19 protein-coding genes are annotated in these 21,174 nt (G+C 50.7%); 14 read left to right on the top strand and 5 right to left on the bottom strand.

All coding sequences use genetic code 11. The features are described 5' to 3' along the window. Positions 1-109 precede the first annotated feature (109 nt). Positions 110-1,711, bottom strand: a complete 1,602-nt coding sequence (locus tag IEX02_RS10610; protein ID WP_229702185.1) for an inorganic phosphate transporter — start codon at positions 1,709-1,711, stop codon at positions 110-112. 142 nt (positions 1,712-1,853) lie between these two features. Here IEX02_RS10610 and modA point away from each other — a divergent pair, with 142 nt between their 5' ends. The 9 genes from modA (at position 1,854) to IEX02_RS10565 (ending at position 11,952) form a co-directional block, all read left to right on the top strand. Further along, on the top strand, positions 1,854-2,612 hold the full coding sequence (gene modA / locus IEX02_RS10605; protein WP_229702184.1) for a molybdate ABC transporter substrate-binding protein: 759 nt from the start codon (positions 1,854-1,856) through the stop codon (positions 2,610-2,612). Next, positions 2,602-3,300, top strand: a complete 699-nt coding sequence (gene modB / locus IEX02_RS10600) for a molybdate ABC transporter permease subunit (protein WP_188695664.1) — start codon at positions 2,602-2,604, stop codon at positions 3,298-3,300. Before modA ends, modB begins: the two co-directional genes overlap by 11 nt. Continuing rightward, the gene (gene modC / locus IEX02_RS10595; RefSeq protein ID WP_229702183.1) at positions 3,287-4,348 is read left to right on the top strand and encodes a molybdenum ABC transporter ATP-binding protein; all 1,062 of its coding nucleotides are present in this window, start codon (positions 3,287-3,289) and stop codon (positions 4,346-4,348) included. Before modB ends, modC begins: the two co-directional genes overlap by 14 nt. Before the next feature lie 141 nt (positions 4,349-4,489). Continuing rightward, entirely contained in the window at positions 4,490-5,179 is a 690-nt protein-coding gene (locus IEX02_RS10590) for a GntR family transcriptional regulator (RefSeq protein WP_188694493.1), read from the top strand. Next, positions 5,176-6,054 (top strand): methylisocitrate lyase, encoded by an 879-nt coding sequence (gene prpB, locus IEX02_RS10585; protein ID WP_188694490.1) that lies wholly within the window; start codon positions 5,176-5,178, stop codon positions 6,052-6,054. The genes IEX02_RS10590 and prpB overlap by 4 nt, the downstream gene beginning before the upstream one ends. 138 nt (positions 6,055-6,192) lie before the next feature. Beyond that, a complete protein-coding gene (gene prpC, locus IEX02_RS10580; protein WP_188694489.1) occupies positions 6,193-7,320 on the top strand; it encodes a bifunctional 2-methylcitrate synthase/citrate synthase in 1,128 nt (375 codons plus the stop codon). Positions 7,321-7,480: 160 nt separating this feature from the next. Beyond that, on the top strand, positions 7,481-10,078 hold the full coding sequence (gene acnD, locus IEX02_RS10575) for a Fe/S-dependent 2-methylisocitrate dehydratase AcnD (protein ID WP_188694486.1): 2,598 nt from the start codon (positions 7,481-7,483) through the stop codon (positions 10,076-10,078). Between the two features lie 301 nt (positions 10,079-10,379). After that, positions 10,380-11,564, top strand: coding sequence for a 2-methylaconitate cis-trans isomerase PrpF (gene prpF, locus IEX02_RS10570; protein ID WP_188694484.1), 1,185 nt, complete (start codon positions 10,380-10,382; stop codon positions 11,562-11,564). Positions 11,565-11,682: 118 nt separating this feature from the next. Beyond that, a complete protein-coding gene (locus tag IEX02_RS10565) occupies positions 11,683-11,952 on the top strand; it encodes a hypothetical protein (protein ID WP_188694482.1) in 270 nt (89 codons plus the stop codon). 17 nt (positions 11,953-11,969) lie between these two features. Here IEX02_RS10565 and IEX02_RS10560 read toward each other — a convergent pair whose 3' ends face one another. Next, on the bottom strand, positions 11,970-13,487 hold the full coding sequence (locus tag IEX02_RS10560) for a phage tail sheath family protein (protein WP_188694479.1): 1,518 nt from the start codon (positions 13,485-13,487) through the stop codon (positions 11,970-11,972). Between the two features lie 236 nt (positions 13,488-13,723). Here IEX02_RS10560 and IEX02_RS10555 point away from each other — a divergent pair, with 236 nt between their 5' ends. From IEX02_RS10555 to IEX02_RS10550, 3 genes are all read left to right on the top strand, one after another. Then, complete coding sequence (locus IEX02_RS10555) at positions 13,724-14,599, top strand: helix-turn-helix transcriptional regulator (protein WP_188694476.1); 876 nt, start codon at positions 13,724-13,726, stop codon at positions 14,597-14,599. Positions 14,600-14,867: 268 nt separating this feature from the next. Next, positions 14,868-15,020, top strand: coding sequence for a hypothetical protein (locus tag IEX02_RS20585; protein ID WP_373285002.1), 153 nt, complete (start codon positions 14,868-14,870; stop codon positions 15,018-15,020). Positions 15,021-15,259: 239 nt separating this feature from the next. After that, positions 15,260-15,877, top strand: a complete 618-nt coding sequence (locus IEX02_RS10550; RefSeq protein WP_188694472.1) for a hypothetical protein — start codon at positions 15,260-15,262, stop codon at positions 15,875-15,877. A 588-nt stretch (positions 15,878-16,465) separates the two neighbouring features. Here IEX02_RS10550 and IEX02_RS10545 read toward each other — a convergent pair. Beyond that, complete coding sequence (locus tag IEX02_RS10545) at positions 16,466-16,720, bottom strand: hypothetical protein (RefSeq protein WP_188694469.1); 255 nt, start codon at positions 16,718-16,720, stop codon at positions 16,466-16,468. Then, positions 16,717-16,950, bottom strand: coding sequence for a phage/plasmid replication protein, II/X family (locus IEX02_RS10540; protein ID WP_188694466.1), 234 nt, complete (start codon positions 16,948-16,950; stop codon positions 16,717-16,719). Before IEX02_RS10540 ends, IEX02_RS10545 begins: the two co-directional genes overlap by 4 nt. Before the next feature lie 260 nt (positions 16,951-17,210). Between IEX02_RS10540 and mobA the strand changes: the two genes are divergently transcribed. Further along, positions 17,211-17,762: a molybdenum cofactor guanylyltransferase gene (gene mobA / locus IEX02_RS10535; protein WP_188694464.1), complete on the top strand. Its 552-nt coding sequence runs from the start codon at positions 17,211-17,213 to the stop codon at positions 17,760-17,762. 90 nt (positions 17,763-17,852) lie between these two features. After that, positions 17,853-18,686: a formate dehydrogenase accessory sulfurtransferase FdhD gene (gene fdhD / locus IEX02_RS10530; RefSeq protein ID WP_188694460.1), complete on the top strand. Its 834-nt coding sequence runs from the start codon at positions 17,853-17,855 to the stop codon at positions 18,684-18,686. A gap of 30 nt (positions 18,687-18,716) precedes the next feature. Here the strand turns inward: fdhD and IEX02_RS10525 are convergent, their stop codons facing one another. Continuing rightward, the gene (locus tag IEX02_RS10525; RefSeq protein WP_188694456.1) at positions 18,717-21,041 is read right to left on the bottom strand and encodes an FdhF/YdeP family oxidoreductase; all 2,325 of its coding nucleotides are present in this window, start codon (positions 21,039-21,041) and stop codon (positions 18,717-18,719) included. Positions 21,042-21,174 lie beyond the last annotated feature (133 nt).

Raw genomic sequence — 21,174 nt, 5'->3', positions numbered from 1 at the left:
AGTAAACGCTAGGTTTGAGACATGTCTGCTAACCGCAATGCGTTAATAGATGCGGCGTTTGAAGAGTTAAATAGCGCAGAGGGGCAGCCCAGCCGGGCTGCCAGAAACACTAGAACAAGTTGCGCAGCACCAAAAAGCACATTGCACTGAGTATAGCGGCGGCGGGCAAGGTGATAATCCAGGCAAGACCAATGGGCTTCATCAGCTCCCAATTGGTTTGACGGTTCACCAGGCCAATGCCCAGTACGGCACCAATCAGGATGTGTGTACTGGAGACGGGTAGCCCCATCAGTGAGGCAATCATCACCACGGCGGCAGCGGCCAGTTCGGCCGAAAAGCCCGACGCCGGGTGCATTCGGGTGAGGTTATGTCCTACGGTTTGAATCACTTCTTTACCAATAAACCATAAACCCACGATCAGAGCGATGCCAAAGCAAATCATCGCCACTGTGGGCACGGCGGCGGTGGCGCCTATCTCCCCGGTACGTAGCACATCCAAAATAGCCGCGAAAGGCCCGATGGCATTGGCAATATCATTAGAGCCATGGCTAAACGCAAAGCCAGACGCGGTAAATACCTGCATCCAACTGAACATCAGATAGGTGGACTGCGACAACGAACCGCCTTTTAAGGTTTTGGCGTAAATAAAGGTCGCCATCCACACCACGGCGCCGATCATCAGCATAATCAGGTAATTGTGTAAGGTGGTCAGGCCCAGATTCATATGCTTCAGGCCTTTAAATAGCAACATGGCAGAAATGACCATGGCCCCCAACGCGGCAATCAGGGGAACCCACTGTTCTAACGCTCTGTGCGCGACAACGTCCTGTTTTTTCTGATCGATTTCGTGCAGGCTGCGATAATAGTCTGATTCCAGCTCATCCGGGCCAAAGTCGCCTTCCACATAAACATGGGCATCTCTGGCCATAGCCCCGGTATAGGCAATCTGTTGCAATTCACTCAAGCGCTCAAATGCCTGTTTATGTTTGACTTTTAACTGCTTCTTTTCCTTTTTGATTTGTTTGAGACGGCTTTCTGCTTCATCGTTGTAGTGCAAAACATGCTTTTTAATCGCCGCATAGAGCAGATAGGATACAAGGCCACCTAACAAAGGCGACAGTACCCAGGAAACAGCAATGCCCCCCACCTGTTGCCAGTGCACCAGTGAAAAGGCCGACTCACTGCCATTCAAAATAAAGCCTAAGGTAATGGAGCTGCCTACTATGCCGCCGATAATGGCATGAGTGGTTGATACCGGGTAGCCGCGTTTAGAGGCAAATAACAACCAAAGCGCTGCCGCAAGCAAAGCGGACATCATAATGTAAACAAACTGCATGGGCTCCATATGCAATTGGCTCATATCCACAATGCCTTTGCGGATCGTTTCGGTGACCTGACCGCCAGCGATAACAGCACCGCTTACCTCAAAAATGGCGGCAATAAAGAGCGCTTGTTTTATGGTGAGAGTGCCAGCCCCAACGCTGGTTCCAAAGGAATTGGCTACATCATTCCCCCCAATGTTAAATGCCATAAACAGCCCAAACAGGGTAGCCAGAACAAACAACAAGGGGTAACTCTGCTGGGTATAGCCAAATCCCCAATACAGGAAGTAGCCTGATGTGGCTATCATCAGGACAATAAAGAACAGGCTGAGTTTGGAATATTCCGCCATCGCACGTGTTGGCGAGATCAGGTTGGTTAGGCTGTTCACTGCACTCTCAGAACATGACTTAATAAGGTAGGCAACCCTAGCAAGCGCAGATGTAACTAATGTGACATCACTGGATACATAAAAAGCTTATCTGCTTCAAACGGTTAAGCTGCTATGCTGGGAGCGTTATTAAGGAGTTATCATGAAAACTAGGTGGATGGGCATGCTCGCCCTGATGTCTTTTCCCGCAATGTGTGAGCCGCTGAATCTGGCGGTTGCGGCGAATTTTACCGCCCCCATGCAGATCATTATCCAAGACTATCAAGATAAAACTGGCGAGCAGGTGAGGATGAGTGTCGGTGCCTCCGGAAAGTTTGTAGCACAAATACGCCATGGAGCGCCGTTTGATATTTTTTTTAGTGCCGACCAGGCTAAACCGCAAGCCCTCATGAAAGCCGGCCTTGCCGAGCCAGGCAGCATGCGTACTTACGCGGTTGGTTCATTGGCGCTGTGGTCGGTCAACCCTGAGGCTGATGTTCGTCAGCAGCTTGAAAAAGGGCACTTTCGTAAACTGGCGCTGGCCAATCCCAAGTTAGCGCCTTACGGCAGTGCGGCCGTTGCGGTACTAGAAAACTTAGGCCTGCACGAGATAACACAAAGCAAATGGGTAAGAGGGGAAAACATCGCCCAGACCTTTCAGTTTGTGCAAAGCGGTAATGCAGACTTGGGGTTTGTGGCGTTATCGCAACTATTAACAGAAAAAGACACTGCAGATACCAACCTATGGATAGTGCCTGCCGCGCTTCACCCGCCGATTCGCCAAGACCGGGTGGTCATGAAAAAGAGTGCCCAAAAGAGCGCCGTTAAGCGTTTCTTAGCCCACTTTCAGGGTGCTGAATCTCAGGCGGTTATCCTTTCTTATGGTTACGCGTTACCTGTTGACGGCACTGATGGCCTTTAGTCAGGGAGATATCAGCGCTATTTGGCTAACGGTTAAGCTGGCCAGCATGGTGACCTTGATTCTGTTATGTATTGGTACGCCAATTGCCTGGTGGTTAAGCCAAACCCGCAGTTGGCTAAAAGGGCCTGTTGCGGCCGTGGTGGCGTTACCCTTAGTGCTACCACCTACTGTCATTGGTTTTTATTTATTAGTGGTCATGGGCCCTCATGGCCCCATCGGACAATTTACTCAGGCCTTGGGCATAGGTTTGTTGCCTTTTACATTCTGGGGGTTGGTGGTAGGTTCAGTGTGTTACTCACTGCCTTTTGTCGTGCAGCCTTTATATAACGCCATGAGCGCTATTGGTTCCAGGCCGCTGGAAGTGGCCGCAACGTTAAGAGCGGGTCCCTGGCAGCGCTTTTTCACCGTGGTGTTACCCTTATGCAAAAGCGGGTTTTTAACGGCGGCGGTGCTGGGCTTCGCCCACACAGTAGGGGAATTTGGTGTTGTACTGATGATAGGTGGCAACATCCCACAAGAAACTCGCCTGGTGTCGGTACAAATCTATGACCATGTAGAGGCCTTAAACTATACCCAGGCACATTGGTTGTCGGCCGCTATGCTGGTGTTTTCTTTTGTGGTGCTTTTGGCGCTTTACAGCCTAACGGCAACAAAATCAACAGTGGGGGCGCGCCGTGAGCCAGATTGAAATTGAGCTGGACTTACCCCTCAGTAGTGGTTTTCGACTGGCGCTGTCTTCGCAGATGCCGGGCCAGGGATTTACCGGCATATTTGGCCCTTCAGGCTCAGGTAAAACCACGCTCCTGAGATTTATTGCCGGATTGCAGCCTTGCCATAGCGCCATATTGAAAGTTGCCGGGCAATACTGGCAACAAGGCAAACAATGCCTGGCGGTACATAAGCGTCCGGTTGGTTACGTTTTTCAGGAAGCCAGCCTGTTTCCCCATTTAAGCGCCCAGGGGAATCTGGACTACGCCATTAAGCGTGCCTGGCCGGGAAAAGCACCCCAGGTATCAGATATGATTGAATTACTGGGCATTGGCCATTTGTTGAAGCAGTTTCCTCATCAATTATCCGGTGGAGAGCGTCAGCGCATTGCTATCGCCCGCGCGCTGCTTATCAATCCTAGTGTACTTTTAATGGATGAACCCTTGGCAGCGCTGGATGAGGCCCGCAAGCAGGATATTCTGCCATACCTTCAGGCCCTGGCCGGAGAAATAGCCATCCCGGTGCTGTACGTGACCCATTCTGTTTCTGAGCTCAGCAAACTGGCCGATGAGGTGGTGATGTTGCATAAAGGCAGAGTTAAAGCTCAGGGGACCATCAGTGAAGTGGGTGACGCACTAGGTTTTAGCGATCCTCAACATCCTTTTAGTATTCTACCGGCCCAGGTTAGCCAAACACATCCCCATTGGAAGCTGGTTAGCGTGCAATGTCATAAAGCCCGTTTGTGGCTGGCCGACAGCGCACTTAAGCCCGGTACGCCGGTGCGCTTACAAGTGCAGGCCAGGGATGTCAGCCTGAGTTTGTCTGCCCATCAGGATTCCAGCATTCTCAATATTGTACCGGCGGTGGTGGACAATATGCTCAACCAGGAAGACGGCATGTTGGTGAGGCTACACAGTGATGCGGGGCCACTGTGGGCAAAAATCAGCCTGCGTTCCGCTGAGCATTTACAGCTACATCAAGGTCAGCGGCTCCATGCCCAGATCAAATCCATGGCATTGACCCGCTAGGTGTCATGGCGTCTTATTTTGCCCTGCCGTGATCACTCTTATTAGACCATTGTCGACAATCTGCCGATTTTTATTTGATCTTCTGCATTTTGATGGCTATATTGTCGACACTTTCCATCGGTATCTAGCGTAGCAAATTTAGTGCAAATGCTCAGTGAACAACCTATTACCTCTGCAGATAAGACATTTTTCCTGCTTCGCAGAGACATTGTTGAAGGTGTCATCCCTTCAGGTACAAAACTAAGCGAAACCGAATTGTCGACAAAGTACGCGGTCAGCCGGGCCGTGATCCGTGAAGCCATTAATCGCCTGGAGTCCTGCCGTTTGGTTGAGCGTAAAGCCAACGTGGGAGCCAGGGTTGTGGCATTAACGGCGCAAGGACTCATAGAACTCTATGAAGTCAGGGAGGCATTAGAAGGCATGGCGGCGCGCTTGGCGGCCAGAAATATGACCGACCAGGAAATAGAAGGCCTGAATGCCTTACTTAATCAACATTTTCAGGAAGTGAAGGGCGGCGAGTCCTATTATCAGGAAGCCGGTGATGTGGATTTTCACTACCGCATTATTCAAGGCAGCAAAAATCAGCATTTAACTAATATGCTAACCAACGGCATCTATCATTTAGTGCGTATGTACCGGGTACAACTCGGCATGGCTGGCCCGCGCGTCACGACGGCCTTCGATGAGCATCGCCATATAGTGCAGGCCATCAGTAATCGAGACGAGGAGTTGGCCGAGATGCTAATGCGTCGCCACATTACCTATTCAAGAAAGAACATTGAGCAAAAGCTGGCTGATGAGGCCGGCAGCAACAGGAGACAACAAGCATGAGTGCAGGTAAGAAATTTCGTCAGGCGCTGATCAACAACAAGCCTCTGCAAATTGTCGGTACCATTAATGCGTATACCGCAATGATGGCCGAAAAAATTGGCCACCAGGCCATTTATCTGTCCGGTGGCGGGGTAGCCAATGCCTCTTATGGCCTGCCGGATCTGGGTATGACCTCACTCAATGATGTGCTGGTGGATGTACAGCGCATTACATCAGCCACCGATGTGCCACTGCTGGTGGACATAGACACCGGCTGGGGCGGTGCATTTAACATCGCTAAAACTGTTAAAGATATGCAAAAAGCCGGCGCGGCCGCCGTGCATATGGAAGATCAGGTAGCGCAAAAGCGCTGCGGTCACCGCCCTAATAAAGAAGTGGTGTCGGTGGAAGAGATGCAGGATCGCATTAAAGCAGCGGTGGATGCTCGCACCGATGAAGACTTCTTTATCATGGCCCGTACCGACGCTTTTGCCATTGAAGGTCTGGATGCTGCTATCGCCAGAGCCAAAGCCTATGTTGAGGCCGGTGCAGATGGCATCTTTGCCGAGGCTATCCAAACCGAAGCCCATTATCGCGAATTCAGTCAGGCGTTGAATGTACCTATTCTGGCCAATATGACCGAGTTTGGTAAAACCGAACTGTGGAGCAAAGAGCAGTTGGCAGAGTGGGGCGCGGATATGGTGCTTTACCCCTTATCAGCCTTCAGAGCCATGAATAAAGCGGCCGAGAATGTCTATCGTCATCTGCTTGCTGATGGCCATCAGCGTAATGTACTGGACACCATGCAAACCCGTATGGAGCTGTATGATTACCTGGGTTATCACGATTATGAGCAGAAACTGGACGCACTCTTTGCTGAAGGTAAGAACAAATAATCTTCTGCCTCCATCGGCCGCGTGCGGTTGATGGGGCAGGCTTTCAGACATGCCGTCATACCTTCGTCATATAAACACGGCATTTCTATATTTAATAAATAATAACTTACGAACCCTATACGATCAGGAGAATGACCAATGGCACAAGGTAAAGTATTGTCCGGCGCCGGCCTGCGCGGCCAGGTAGCAGGAAAAACCGCCCTTTCAACCGTAGGCAAATCCGGCTCTGGCCTGACCTACCGTGGCTATGACGTCAAGGATCTGGCCGAACATTGTCAGTTTGAAGAAGTGGCCTATTTGATCCTGCAAGGCAAACTGCCCAACCAGGCAGAGCTAGATGCATACAAGGCAAAACTCAAAGCCTTGCGTGGTCTGCCACAGGCATTAAAAGACGTATTGGAACGTATTCCTGCCGATGCCCATCCCATGGATGTGCTGCGTACGGGTTGTTCAATGTTGGGTAACCTGGAAATGGAACAGGATTTTTCTCAGCAGCAAGCCGCCACTGAGCGCATGCTAGCCTGTTTCCCCAGCATTATTTGCTATTGGTATCGTTTCAGCCACGATGGTGTGCGTATTGACGTAGAAACCGAAGACGACAGCATTGGCGGCCACTTCCTGCATCTTTTACATGGCGAAGCACCTAAGAGCCTGCATGAACAGGTAATGCATGTTTCGCTGATCTTGTACGCGGAGCATGAGTTTAATGCCTCCACCTTTACCGCCCGCGTTTGCGCGTCCACCTTGTCTGATATGCATTCATGTATCACAGGTGCAATCGGCTCGCTGCGTGGGCCACTGCATGGCGGTGCCAATGAGGCAGCCATGGAGATGATAGAAGGCTTCACCTCTGCCGAGCATGCCGAACAGGAAATGATGGGCAAGCTGGCCCGCAAAGAGAAAATCATGGGCTTTGGCCATGCTATCTATTCTGAGTCTGACCCACGCAACGGCATTATCAAAGCCTGGGCAGCCAGACTCGCCGATGATGTGGGTGACAAGGTGTTATATCCGGTCTCGGTTCGTTGCGAAGAAGTGATGTGGCGCGAGAAGAAACTCTTCTGTAATGCCGACTTCTTCCATGCCTCGGCGTATCACTTTATGGGCATTCCCACTAAGTTATTTACACCCATTTTTGTGATGTCGCGCCTGACTGGCTGGGCCGCGCATGTGATGGAGCAACGGGCAGATAACCGTATTATTCGTCCTTCGGCTGAATATACCGGGGAAGAACTGCGCAAAGTTACGCCCATCGCGCAGCGTTAAGTTAACTAGCGTCACCGAAACGGGGGGCGGCAAAGAGCCAAACGGTATCTACTGCCCTCAGTTTTCGGTGGCAAAGAAGCAGCAAATAACCTCAGCGCGCGGGGATAAGACCAGCTTCACCATTCTCAATTCCTCTGCGCTGTGACTCTGTGGTGCATTTATGAATACCGAATTTAAAAAATCTCTGACGGGTACCAACCTGGAATATTTTGATACCCAGGCCGCGGTAGATACCATTGAACCCGGCGCCTATGCCAAATTGCCCTATACCGCCAAAGTATTGGCCGAAAACCTGGTCAGGCGCGCCGAGCCTGCCAAACTGAACGACTTTCTTGGCCAGTTGATCCACCGTAAGCGGGAGTTGGACTTTCCCTGGTTTCCGGCGCGGGTAGTTTGCCATGACATTCTGGGGCAAACCGCGTTGGTTGACCTGGCCGGCTTGCGTGATGCCATTGCCGATAAAGGCGGCGATCCGGCCAAGGTGAATCCCGTGGTACCAACCCAGCTGATTGTGGATCACAGTTTGGCGGTGGAACATGCTGGTTTTGAAAAAGACGCCTTTGCCAAAAACCGCGCCATTGAAGACAGACGTAACGACGATCGTTTCCATTTTATTAACTGGACCAAAACCGCGTTTAAAAACGTTGACGTGATCCCACCAGGCAACGGCATTATGCACCAGATCAACCTGGAGAAAATGTCACCGGTTATTCAGGTAAAAGACGGTGTGGCCTTTCCCGATACCTGCGTCGGCACAGACAGCCACACTCCCCATGTAGATGCGCTTGGGGTCATTGCCATTGGTGTGGGCGGGTTAGAGGCAGAAAGCGTGATGCTGGGCCGTGCCTCCTGGATGCGTTTGCCCGATATTGTCGGTGTAGAACTGACCGGTAAGCCTCACCCCGGCATTACCGCCACCGACATCGTGCTGGCCATTACCGAGTTTCTGCGTAAGGAAAAAGTGGTCGGTGCCTATCTGGAGTTCTTCGGCGAGGGCGCATCCAGTTTGACTCTGGGCGATCGTGCCACCATTTCCAATATGACTCCAGAATACGGTGCCACGGCAGCCATGTTCTATATCGACAAACAAACCATAGATTATCTGCGCTTAACTGGTCGTGAAGACAAGCAGGTGAGCCTGGTAGAAAACTATGCCAAGGCCACCGGTCTTTGGGCCGATCAAATGCAAGGTGCTGAGTACGAGCGGGTGCTTAAGTTTGACCTTTCATCTGTGGTGCGCAATATGGCCGGGCCGTCTAATCCTCATGCCCGGGTGGCCACCGCAGATCTGTCCGCCAAAGGCATTGCCGCGGACTATCAGGAACAACCAGGGCAGATGCCTGATGGCGCGGTTATTATCGCGGCCATCACCAGTTGTACTAATACCAGTAATCCACGCAACGTGATTGCCGCCGGTTTATTGGCCCGCAATGCCAACGCTAAAGGTTTGCTCAGAAAACCCTGGGTGAAAACCTCATTGGCCCCGGGCTCAAAGGCCGTCCAGCTTTATCTGGAAGAAGCCGGGCTATTGCCAGAGCTGGAAAAGCTTGGCTTTGGTATTGTGGCTTTTGCCTGTACCACCTGTAATGGCATGAGCGGTGCGCTGGATCCGGTTATTCAGCAGGAAATTATCGACCGGGATCTCTATGCTACTGCGGTACTGTCGGGCAACCGTAACTTTGATGGCCGTATTCACCCTTATGCCAAACAAGCATTTTTAGCTTCACCGCCCCTGGTCATTGCTTATGCCATTGCCGGTTCGGTGCGTTTTGATATTGAAAAGGACCCGCTGGGTGTCGATGACCAGGGTAATCCGGTTACCCTCAAAGATATCTGGCCCACGGATGAAGAGATTGATGCGGTTATCGCCACCTCGGTGAAACCCGAACATTTCCGTAAGGTCTACGACCCCATGTTCGATTTAACTGTGGATTATGGCAGTCATATCGACCCGCTGTATAACTGGCGTGAAATGAGCACTTATATTCGTCGCCCACCATACTGGGAAGGGGCGCTGGCGGGTGAGCGCAGCTTGTCTGGTATGCGCCCGCTGGCGGTACTTGGCGATAACATCACCACCGACCACTTATCGCCATCCAATGCCATATTGCTGGATAGCGCCGCCGGGGAATATCTGGCCAAGATGGGCTTGCCGGAGGAAGACTTTAACTCCTACGCCACCCACAGGGGCGATCACCTGACTGCTCAGCGTGCGACTTTTGCCAACCCCAAACTGTTTAACGAAATGGTCAAAGACGATGCTGGCAAGGTCAGACAAGGTTCCTTGGCGCGCATAGAACCAGAAGGGCAAGTTACCCGCATGTGGGAGGCCATCGAAACTTACATGCAACGTAAACAACCGCTGTGCATTATTGCCGGGGCTGACTATGGGCAAGGCTCATCCCGTGATTGGGCCGCCAAAGGGGTACGTTTGGCCGGTGTGGAAGTCATTGTGGCCGAAGGCTTTGAGCGTATTCACCGCACCAATCTGATTGGTATGGGTGTATTGCCGCTGGAATTTTTGCCTGGTACTAACCGCAACACCCTGGGCATTGATGGCACCGAAACCTTTGATGTACAAGGTCAACGTGAACCTGGCGCTATCCTGACCCTGCTCATCCATCGTCAGAATGGCCAGTCACAGAGCGTGTCGGTGAAGTGTCGATTGGATACCGCCGAAGAGGTGTCTATCTATGAAGCCGGTGGCGTATTGCAGCGTTTTGCCCAGGATTTCCTGGAAGCAGAAGGTGACGCGTAACCATAATTTAGGTAGCTGGCGCAGTGGAAAACACCGCGCCAGCCTTTATTCTGAATGGGTTTAGCCCATTAAGATGGTTACTGTGGGAGATGGCAATGTTTAAATCTCAGACTTGTGCTCCTGTTACCTATCTACGTGGCGGATGGCGCTCTTTTAGGTTTGAATTTCTCCTTAAATTCAAACCCGTCGCAGCAGGAAAATGTGATTTTCCTTTGCTCGCAAGCATTGCCATGCTTGGTTGCCCTTCCTTGGGCAACAGAGGTACCGCCAGTTAGCATCACTGCATTATTGGAGAAGATTTATGTTCAAACCTCAGATTCGTATTCCGGCCACCTATATGCGTGGCGGTACCTCTAAGGGCGTGTTTTTTAAGCTGGATGATTTGCCTGAGGCGGCGCAGGTAGCGGGCGCGGCTCGGGATGCGATTTTGCTGCGGGTTATTGGCAGTCCGGACCCATACGCCAAACATACCGACGGTATGGGCGGAGCCACGTCATCCACGTCTAAAACGGTTATCTTAAGTAAAAGCAGTAAGGCCGATCACGATGTGGATTATTTGTTTGGTCAGGTTGCCATTGATAAGCCTTTTATTGATTGGAGCGGTAACTGCGGCAACTTAACCGCTGCGGTCGGCGCCTTTGCCATAAGTAACGGTTTGGTGGATAGCAGTCGGATCCCGCTAGATGGGCACTGCATCGTTCGTATTTGGCAGGCTAATATTCAAAAAACCATTATCGCCCATGTGCCTATTACCGCAGGTGAGGTACAGGAGACCGGTGACTTTGAACTCGATGGTGTGACCTTTCCCGCCGCCGAAGTGCAAATTGAGTTTTTGGATCCGGCCGCCGATGAAGACGGTGAGGGCGGGGCAATGTTTCCCACCGGTAATCTGGTGGACACCCTGGAAGTGCCCGAGGTAGGCAGTTTTCCGGCAACCCTTATCAATGCCGGCATTCCCACTATTTTCGTCAACGCCAAAGATATCGGCTATACCGGTATGGAATTGCAAGATGACATTAATGCTGACCAGGCAGCCCTGGCGCGTTTCGAGTTAATTCGTGCCTATGGCGCACTGAAAATGGGCTTAATTAGCCACATTAGTGAAGCGGCAACCCGTGCACATACACCTAAGATTGCCTTTGTTGCGCCCCCGCTAAACTACATGGCGTCCAGCGGCAAGGCTGTGCATGCCAAAGATATCGACCTACTGGTACGGGCGTTATCTATGGGCAAACTGCATCATGCCATGATGGGAACGGCAGCCGTGGCTATCGGCACAGCGGCGGCTATATCTGGTACCCTGGTGAATCTGGCCGCCGGCGGCGGAGCAAGACAAAATGTAGTGTTTGGGCATCCGTCGGGAACGTTGCGCGTTGGTGCTCAGGCCCAACAGACAGATGGCCAGTGGCAGGTCACTAAAGCCATTATGAGTCGCAGCGCTCGGGTGTTGATGGAAGGCTGGGTAAGAGTGCCGCCCCAGGATTAGGTTTGATTCTGTAACAAAATGGCGTATTGGCATCGGCTGAGAAAAGGTTGATTTTGTTACATAATTCATGATTAATAGCAGGTTAGTAAAATCATGATTATGTAACGGAATCAACCGGATGCGACGACCGATTCGAAAAGAAATTCAGCTCGATTGGCTGGAACAAAAAGCCCCCCGAGGCGGTGCCAGGCCAGGGGCAGGGCGGCCAGCAAAACGCGGCAAAACCCTGGTAAAACGTATCCCGCTGCAATATGCCGAGGCTATTGATACCCTTATTGCCCATTTAGACGAGCAGCGCGATTGTCCGCAACTGGAGTCCAATCTACAGATTCAGGATCTGGACAACCGCGATATTGTGCTTACCCTGAAAACCCAGTCCAAATGTTGATTTCGTTACACAATCAACTAATCGGCCAGTTGTTGCTCTAGTTTGATCACAACAAACTCTGCGGGGCGGGTCAGCGCCAAACCCACTTGTACCACCAAGCGCTTGTCGAGAATATCCTTGGCGGTCATGGTTTGGCCAAGCCCCACCCTGACAAAATAAGCATCCTCTGCCTTAGCTCCGCATAGCCCACCCTGACGCCACAAACGTTGCAGAAAGTCGCTGGTCATATCGCGAGCGGCTATCCAGGTATGGGCATCATTATGTTCAAAGGCCATGGCATTAAGTGCTGTTTGCAGGCTTTGCTTGATAAAAATGGCGGTGCGTCTGACCGGAACATAGCGCCATTCTGAGTTGCCCGCCATGGTGCGTGCCCCCCAAATTAACACGCCCTGACCAATGAAGACCCGCAGTGCGTTAATAGAAATACCACTGGCGGCATCAATGTTCAGACCATCTTGCTGGTCATTGCTGATGTTCACTGGCAGGTCAACAACGTGACGTAGCGCGATATTGGCCGGTGCTTTCCATACCCCATACTCTGCATCCTGTTGACTATAACAACCACAAACGGCCCCACTGGCAGGTTGCAAATTAGCCCATTGACAAGCCTGTTCAATGCAATGTCGATAAATCGGGCTTAGGGCTAACAGAGCATGATGATAAGTAAGCTGCTCGGACTTTTTGGCATAGGGGAGCTTAGCTATCAGAGCCTCTAGCTTTGGCTCTCCATCAGGATTTAGCCAATCATTCAGCCCTTTACTGTTACCCCCCTGAAGCTGCAGATAGGTAATATCATCCTGACCAAAGAGCGCGGTATTGATAAAGGGCAAGTAAGCAGCACCGTAACTAAGGTGCCGATACCCCACCAGTTGGCGAAAACGACTGGACAGTGCGTCAAGTGGGTTATGCTCAGCAAAATCAGCGCCTGGTACATCCAATAAACAAAAGGCAGAGTCCAGATCGCCGGCCTGTGCCAGCATAGCTTGTACCAGATGGCTATAATCCGTGTCATTTAAGCCAATAGCGTCGGGGCATAAATACAAGCTAGGCTCAGGGCAGAGTTTAAGCGCAGCCAGCCCCTGCATCAGTGCTTGAAGCTGAATATGGCGATTGGGTTGACTCCCCAGTCGTTGCTCAGAGCTTTTCGCATATTCGCCCACACTGACAATATAAGCCTGCTGACCGCCATTTTGAAAAAACAGCTTTACCGCCTGAGCCAGATAATAGCGACTGTCGGCACAGGGCAGCACACTGGGTTGAGTCGAGCTTACCTGTGCGCTGTTGTCAGCCTGCGGCTCTGATTGAAAGTAAAAATAAGGTGGGCGGCTATCACCAAAATGGGCAACAAAATCCTGAAAGCTGCTTATTTTCACCGCTTGATTTAACCATGTCTGCCCATCACAACTGCACTTGCGGGTATAGCCGACAAAGGCCGGGATACTGGTTGCTACCCCCCTCACAACGAGCGGTGAGGCGATCTCCTTGATATAGACTCCGGGGGATTTGACTAACGCACTCCGTGTCGGCTTTTTCATGGCAACTCCTTTTCGCTGACAAGCTTGGGCAAAAACGCGCACCAATTAACGGGCGGCCCTTAAGGATCAACTTGTTGCCACCAAGATGACCGCTGTCTAAGTAAGATAAAACATGGCTCACTTGAGCATAGAAGCGCCATGCCGGGCTTGCCAAAAAAACGCGTAAAAATACGCCTTGTTATCCAATTCAAAATAAAGCACACTCGAAAAGTATAAAAGCCTAATCAAGGTGTTACATGAACTTAAAGGACATTCCTTTTGCCCAGCGCCAGCGTCTGGCCTATATTGACTTTGTGCTGTTATTTAAGGGCCATCTGACCCGCCAGGATCTGATTAACCGCTTTGAGGTGGGCTTATCTGCCGGCACCCGCGACTTTAATCTGTATAAAGAGCTGGCTCCCAGCAATATCCACTACGACACCCGTTTAAAGCAGTATTTTCAAACCCCGGGCTTTAAACCCTTGTTTGCCCATGACGCCAAAAAGACCCTGGCCAAGCTTGCCGCCGATATCAGCGACGGTTTTGACGCCATTGGCGAACTCAGCTTTCCGGTCGAAGCGCCCAGCCAGCTTAATGTGCCGGATATTTTTGTGGTGGCGCGTATTATTCAGGCGATTTTAAATGGCAGGGCGGTCAAGGTGATCTACACCTCGCTGTCCAGCGGTTCTGCGGCCCGGGAAATAGTACCGCATAGCATTATCGATAACGGCCTGCGCTGGCATGTGCGTGGTTTTGACCGTAAAACCCAGACCTTTCGGGACTTTGTGCTGACCCGCTTAAGCTCAGTGACACTGTTAGACAAAGCCCCGCAGCCTAATGAAGAACAAAGCGAAGATCATCAGTGGCAGCGCCAGATGCCAATCAAATTGGTGCCTCATCCGCATAATGTTAAACACCCGACCGCCATTGAGCTGGACTACGGCATGCAAAACGGCGCACTGGAACTTAACGTACGCGCCGCCCTGGCAGGTTATCTCCTCAGGCGCTGGAATGTGGATTGCACCGAAAACGCCAGCCTAAGGGGAGGGGAATACCAACTCTGGCTGGAAAATCAGCAAAGCCTGTATGGCGCTGAGAATTTGGCTATTGCCCCTGGGTACAAGCATCAATAAACCGAATCAGATTAAAGAACTAATAGATGAAAGAACAACTAGCATTTTTTGAATTGCCAGAAGGCCCTGGATTAAGTCGACACGACGCGGCACATGAGTCTAATACAAAATTCTGTATAGAAGTTGAGGAAACGCTTGTCCATTGTGGCTATAACGAGAGTCCAAATTTGGAGTCTGCTTGGACATACATAAAAAATAACTCTTTCAAAGACCTATATGGCGCAAATCGTCACAGTGCCTTTGTAATTAACCATCCAAGACTAGGGCAATCAGGATAGAGGTTCATTCGCAAAGGACGAGTGGTTCTGTAGATATGAAATTCCCGTTTTTCCTTGAATCACTTAAGTTATCTCCCGAACCTTGTGCCTGTATATTTTACTGGGAGGCAGTGGTTATAAACGAATGGCCTATGACTGGTTAATTAATGCAGCGGCAGAATGTGAAAGTAAAACTATAAAAGTGTTCAACAGTGTTGAAAGCTTTGCTGATTACATACTTGAATAAACAGCTGCTTGACATCAATGGTAAGCGAAACCAACTAGGTCCCTCGACAGGTCGATGAGCGAATCTGTCGTGACCTGTCACAACACCGATATTACAACCAACCAATAACTCGAATAGAGTTGGGTGTATGCATTTCATTTGTGACAGGTCACGAGATTGAGTTCAAATCAAAACACATTAAATTCATCCACCCAGGATACCAACCAAGCACTCTGGCAACAGTTTGTGCAAAGCGGGCTAATTGAAAAAGCCATTAAGCCGGTGGATATGATTGAGCCAGATACTGTTTTGCCGGATTTTACTCAGCTAACGGCCAGTGAGGCCATGCAGCTACTAAAGCACAGCATTGTGGCGGATTGCTATAAACGCCTAAATGCCAAGTGGCGTAAGTACAAACAGCGCCATTTAAGCAATCTCACCAGCTTAACCATTAAGGCCGAAACCCTGGACAGGCTTAGAGCCTTTGCGGCGAAGGCGGGGCTAGATGGGGATAACTACGACCTGGTTTTAGAATATTTGCTGGACCCGGAAGAAGATCTAGAAAGCGACAAGCAAGCGGTAGCCGAATTGCCAAGCGGACTCAGTACCCAGGATCAGGGCCAGCTGCTGCAAGCCAAACTTAAACTAAGACCCAGTAGCCAACGCTATTTTTACAGTCAGTTAGAGCATGCTTTTGGCCATGGCTGGCTGGCCTGTAAAGCAGCAAAACAGCGAAGCGATAAACACCGCGACCAGGCTTGCGAAGACTTTATGCAGAACATTAAAGGCCAGTAATAGCAGCGAAAATTCAGGCAAAATAGATGGCCACGGATGGCCAGTTTGCATTAGCTAAACTAACGCAAGTTCATATCAAGCAATCAGCATTAAGCACAGCAAAAGCGCACATTCCAACAACGCACTGTGGTGAAATCTGCAAGGTAATGCCAGCCAAAAACGCGCAGATTTCACGTAGCGACGCCAGAACAAATCCCACCAATTGGTAGCCAAGCTAGCAGGCCATCTGCATTAATCCTTTTCCATAAACCTGGATAAGCAAACAAACAAAAACACCCAAATATCCAAAGAGGGCAAAAACGAAGTAAACACCTGCATAAAGGAGAGACCATATTTAGCAACAAATGCTATTTAACATAATATACATTATAGGAACTTAAGCATTGTGGGAATGGGAGGTGTTTAGGCATCCATTGATGGTCAGCATCTGGCAAAAATGCCAGCTGCTGACCGTAGACAGATGCGCTATATCAACGTGACATGTCACCCAGAATTAAGGTGAACCTGCAGTACGTTGTACTGCACTTGATGTGAGTGAATGTTGGGATGGCTTGGCCATCACCACAGCCAAGTATGGATTATCTAAACTTATGGCTCTTCGTCTTGTATCTCAGCGCAAACCAACATGTCATCCAAGCTTGGCAAGTCAGGAAATCGCGTGGCCATCTCAGCATAAAGGCTCTCAACTTGCTTCATGTTAGCTTTCGCACATTCTCTAAAAGCCGAATCAAATAGCTCCGATTCACACAGAACTTTGTAGTCATGAGACATACCCAATAAAGCGTGAGCCCACATAAGCATTCTCTCGAGTTGAATCTCCACCTGTTGTAAATCAATGCTCATGCAGCCCCCATTGCCGAATAATGAATCACGTTACTGGTAAACGCCCAGTCAGGAATCTGTGCTGGCTTGGCTTCTAACACTCTAAACATCGGGATGACGTTGCTGGATGCTTTTTCACAAGGCCGGATGTCAATGTTGATAGCGTATTCCATCAGATCCTTGCGCTGACGGTAATACGTCCAATCTTGGCGGTACGACTTGGCTTGCCTCTTTTGATGATGCGATACCAATGGTCACCATATGTGACCTGTCACACTTTTTTGCTTTCCTGCTATGAGTAGGTAGTCTCGCTACACAGCCTATATTTGAAATAGGTAACAGAATCAAAATATCCCTATAGCGAATGTGAGGTATTAGTCCGTACTAAATTAATGCGTTATATCTCCAATATTAAACGGCCTTGTAAATGAGAGATGCGAATCGAGACAAAATAGTAGAGACTGTGGCCTAAAAACCCATAAGCGGTTTTGTCAGCAAACCAGGAGCAGAAATGGTAGTTGGGTTGGTACTGGCTGGGGGCAGATCAAGCCGTATGCAGCAGGATAAGGCGCTTTTAACCTTTGATGGCAAGTCATTATTAGAACAGGCTGAAGAGATACTGCTGCAAAGTGGCTGTACTAAGGTCTTGATTAGCCGTAATCAGCCTGGCTTCCTTAACGATATTTACCCAGATGCCGGCCCACTTGGCGGTATCTACGCAGCTTTGATGCATCAGGCCATAGGCGATAGTTTAATAGTGCTGCCTGTGGATATGCCTTTTGCCAGCCCCGAGTTATTGCAATACCTGGTAAATAAAGGCCAGGCCCAGGCCAGCGCCTGTTATTTTAAAGACTGTTATTTACCCATGTATCTGCCGGTAACCCAAACCGCCAGAGACTTTTTACAACACTTACTCGCCACACAAGGGCAAGGACGGGTAAGTGCATTACTGCATCATCTTCATGCCATCGCTCTACCCTGCCCGCCGTATTTAACCCCGGCTCTGCGTAATATAAACACCCCAGCTCAGTGGGCCGAGGTCACTGGAAAGTCACCACAGTGAATCAAGTCAGTGACGTTATACGCCCCAAGCGAAAAACAGCACCTAGTCAGGTTTTTCAGTTTCTGGCCAAACTGGTCTTTTGAGTGAGATATGTCTGCGCAGGATTTTACCAATACATCAAGGCAAGCCGAATCCTATAGTTTCCAGGAACTACATGGGGAAGAAATTAGCAATAAAGACTGCGGCCAGTCTCCCCTGGCGGCAGAAATTGCCCTGGCCATCAGCTACAACGGCATCAGTCAGGCGGTGATGATGGTGTCGCCACAAGATCTAGAGGACTTTGTGGTGGGCTTTAGCTTTACCAGCGGCATTATTGATGCTGCCGGACAAATCTATGCCATTAACATACAGCCAGGCACTGAGTCGGCGGTTGCTGAGGTAGAACTTGCCAGTCGGGCATTTTGGGCACTGAAAAAACACCGACGCCAAATGTCCGGCACCGGCAGTTGTGGTTTATGTGGTGTTGAGGCCTTAGCCCAGGCCCTACCAACGCTACCTTTATTAACACCCCAGCCACTACCGCCCATGGAATGTTTTGTCGGGCTTAGAGATAAGATTGCCGAGGTTCAACACGCCACAAAAAGCTCGGGGGCTATGCATGCTGCGCTGTATCTGGATAGCGAAGGAAATATTCAACTATGCCGGGAAGATATTGGCCGTCACAATGCCCTGGATAAACTGATTGGCGCCCTGCTACGGCAAAACCTTTCAGCTAAGGATGGTATGGTGGTACTAACCAGTCGCGGCAGCCTGGAGTTAGTGCAAAAGGCCATTCGGGCCGGCATTAGCACCTTGGTGACATTGTCTGCTCCCACCGCACTGACCGTGGATTGGGCGCGCCGTCACCAGTTAAACTTTATCCACCTGCCGCGTCGCAGTGCGCCCAGGCGCTATAGTCCTGCGCCCAAGGATAAGCACAAGTAGAGCAACAGGGCGCTTATTCCCCTACTCTGCCTATACCTTGGCTGACGCAATTCGCTTATCCGGCGCTGATTTTTCTAATTTAATGGCGATAAATTTGGAGGTCGGCGTATAGGTGCCGTCACCATAACTTTCCAGCGGCACTAATGGGTTAGTTTCCGGGTAATAGGCAGCAGCCTGGCCGCTTGGCGTATCGTAGGCCACCAACTCAAAACTGCTAATTCGTCGCTCCCGGCCATCTTCCCAAAGCGATACGATGTCCACTTTATCACCGGCAGCAAAACCCAAACGCTGAATGTCCTCCTCGTTAACAAACAGCACTTCACGCAGGCCGAATACACCACGATAACGGTCATCCAGCCCATACAGAGTGGTGTTGTATTGATCGTGTGAGCGCAGGGTTTGCAGGATCAAATCCGGCTTATCGCCTCTGGCGAGGATTTTGTCATTCACCAATTGGCTGGGTAACGGGCTTTGACCAAATGTGGCCTTGCCACTTTGAGTATTCCAGCGCCGCTCGGCCGCGGCATTACCCAAATGAAAACCGCCGGGGTGTTGTAATCTGACATTAAAATCAGCAAACCCCGGAATAGTATCGGCAATCAGATCCCGGATCCGACTGTAATCAGCAATCAGCTCATGCCAATTCACCGGATGATTGCCCAGGGTGGCTTTTGCTATACCGGCCACAATAGCCGGTTCCGAGCGAAGCTGCTCAGAACAAGGTGGCAATTGGCCATAAGACAAATGCACCATAGAAAAGGTGTCTTCCACGGTAATGCCTTGCTGACCGGATTCCTGCATATCCACTTCAGTGCGCCCTAAACAAGGCAGGATCAGCGCATCGTGGCCGGTTGTCAGATGCGAGCGATTCAGCTTAGTGCTGATTTGTACGGTTAAGTCACAGTTTTGCAGCGCAGCATGAGTACGGGGCGTGTCGGGTGTGGCCTGAGCAAAGTTACCGCCAAGCCCGATAAATACCTTGGCTTGCCTGGCTTCCATCGCCTGAATGGCCTGCACCGTATTGTGGCCATGCTGGCGTGGTACCTGAAACTGAAAACGTTGTTCAATGGCATCCAAAAACCAGTCGGGCGGCACTTCATTGATGCCCATGGTTCTGTCACCCTGCACGTTACTGTGACCGCGCACCGGCGATAATCCCGCGCCGGGTTTACCTACGTTGCCGCGCAGCAACTGCAGATTAACAATCTCCTGTACTGTGGCCACGGAGTGCTTATGCTGGGTAATGCCCATGGCCCAACACATTATCACCTTATCTGCGCGGCAAAACATGTTGGCGGCCAGTTCAATATCGGCCTGAGAAAGCCCTGACTGCTCAACAATATGCTGCCAGGATGTGGCATCCACTTCGGCCAGATAAGCATCCAGCCCCTGGGTATGGGCTTGGATAAACTCATGGTCAAATACTGGTGATTGCCCGTCTGCTTGCGCCTCACGCTCCCACTGCAGTAAAAACTTGGCCATACCGCGCAGGGCCGCCATATCACCACCTAATTTGGGGCAAAAATAGGCGGTGTTCGTCGGTTCAGAGCCATTGCTGAGCATTTCAAGAGGATGTTGCGGGTGCTGAAAACGCTGTAAACCGCGCTCTTTTAACGGGTTAAAGCACACCACCTGGGCGCCGCGCTCAACCGCCTCTCGTAAGGGTTCCAGCATTCGAGGGTGGTTGGTACCAGGATTCTGGCCTATAACAAAAATCGCGTCGGCTTTGGCAAAGTCGCTAAACACCACAGTGCCCTTGCCTACCCCTATGGTACTTGCCATGCCTTGGCCACTTGCCTCGTGGCACATATTGGAGCAGTCTGGAAAATTATTGGTGCCAAGGGCGCGAACAAATAACTGATACAAGTACGCGGCTTCGTTGCTGGCCCGGCCGGAGGTGTAAAACTCTGCCTGATTAGGCGACTCCAGCCCGTTCAAATGGCGAGCAATCAGGGCAAATGCCTCGTCCCAGTTGATTGGTATGTAGTGATCGGTTAACGCGTCGTAGCGCATGGGATGAGTTATACGGCCTTGATATTCCAGCCAGTAATCGCTTTGCTTGCGTAGTTGACTGACCGCGTGTTTGGCAAAAAAGGCCGGTGTCACCAAACGTCCGGTAGACTCCCAGTTCACCGCCTTAGCGCCGTTCTCACAAAACTTCACCATATGCTTTTCGGGCGACTCCCCCCAGGCGCAACCGGGGCAATCGAAGCCCTGGTCCTGATTGGTTTTGAGCATGGCCCTGAGGTTCTTCAGTGGTTTTTCACTGCTTACCCAGGCTTTAGTGACACTTTTCAGCGCGCCCCAGCCTGCGGCCGGGGCCGAATAGGGTTTAATACGTCCACTGTCGCTCATGGTGGTTTCCAGCTTAATAACCTGTGTTGCAAGATTACGCCGCTGCCGCCTTAGACTCAATGACAAAAGAATTAGCCGTTAGTCGTGTTTATGTATTAGGCAATTTGTCCTCTACCCACATTGCGTTCAGGCT

It is taken from the genome of Bowmanella pacifica (assembly GCF_014645355.1).
Classification (GTDB): domain Bacteria; phylum Pseudomonadota; class Gammaproteobacteria; order Enterobacterales; family Alteromonadaceae; genus Bowmanella; species Bowmanella pacifica.
This window is presented reverse-complemented; position numbering and strand designations above follow the sequence as displayed.

Bases quoted from the DNA above. Each gene is read 5' to 3' on its own strand.
- modA (WP_229702184.1), top strand. From the start codon at position 1,854: ATGAAAACTAGGTGGATGGGCATGCTCGCCCTGATGTCTTTTCCCGCA.
- modB (WP_188695664.1), top strand. From the start codon at position 2,602: ATGGCCTTTAGTCAGGGAGATATCAGCGCTATTTGGCTAACGGTTAAG.
- prpB (WP_188694490.1), top strand. From the start codon at position 5,176: ATGAGTGCAGGTAAGAAATTTCGTCAGGCGCTGATCAACAACAAGCCT.
- prpC (WP_188694489.1), top strand. From the start codon at position 6,193: ATGGCACAAGGTAAAGTATTGTCCGGCGCCGGCCTGCGCGGCCAGGTA.
- acnD (WP_188694486.1), top strand. From the start codon at position 7,481: ATGAATACCGAATTTAAAAAATCTCTGACGGGTACCAACCTGGAATAT.
- prpF (WP_188694484.1), top strand. From the start codon at position 10,380: ATGTTCAAACCTCAGATTCGTATTCCGGCCACCTATATGCGTGGCGGT.
- IEX02_RS10565 (WP_188694482.1), top strand. From the start codon at position 11,683: ATGCGACGACCGATTCGAAAAGAAATTCAGCTCGATTGGCTGGAACAA.
- IEX02_RS10560 (WP_188694479.1), bottom strand. From the start codon at position 13,487: ATGAAAAAGCCGACACGGAGTGCGTTAGTCAAATCCCCCGGAGTCTAT.
- IEX02_RS10555 (WP_188694476.1), top strand. From the start codon at position 13,724: ATGAACTTAAAGGACATTCCTTTTGCCCAGCGCCAGCGTCTGGCCTAT.
- IEX02_RS10545 (WP_188694469.1), bottom strand. From the start codon at position 16,720: ATGAGCATTGATTTACAACAGGTGGAGATTCAACTCGAGAGAATGCTT.
- mobA (WP_188694464.1), top strand. From the start codon at position 17,211: ATGGTAGTTGGGTTGGTACTGGCTGGGGGCAGATCAAGCCGTATGCAG.
- fdhD (WP_188694460.1), top strand. From the start codon at position 17,853: ATGTCTGCGCAGGATTTTACCAATACATCAAGGCAAGCCGAATCCTAT.
- IEX02_RS10525 (WP_188694456.1), bottom strand. From the start codon at position 21,041: ATGAGCGACAGTGGACGTATTAAACCCTATTCGGCCCCGGCCGCAGGC.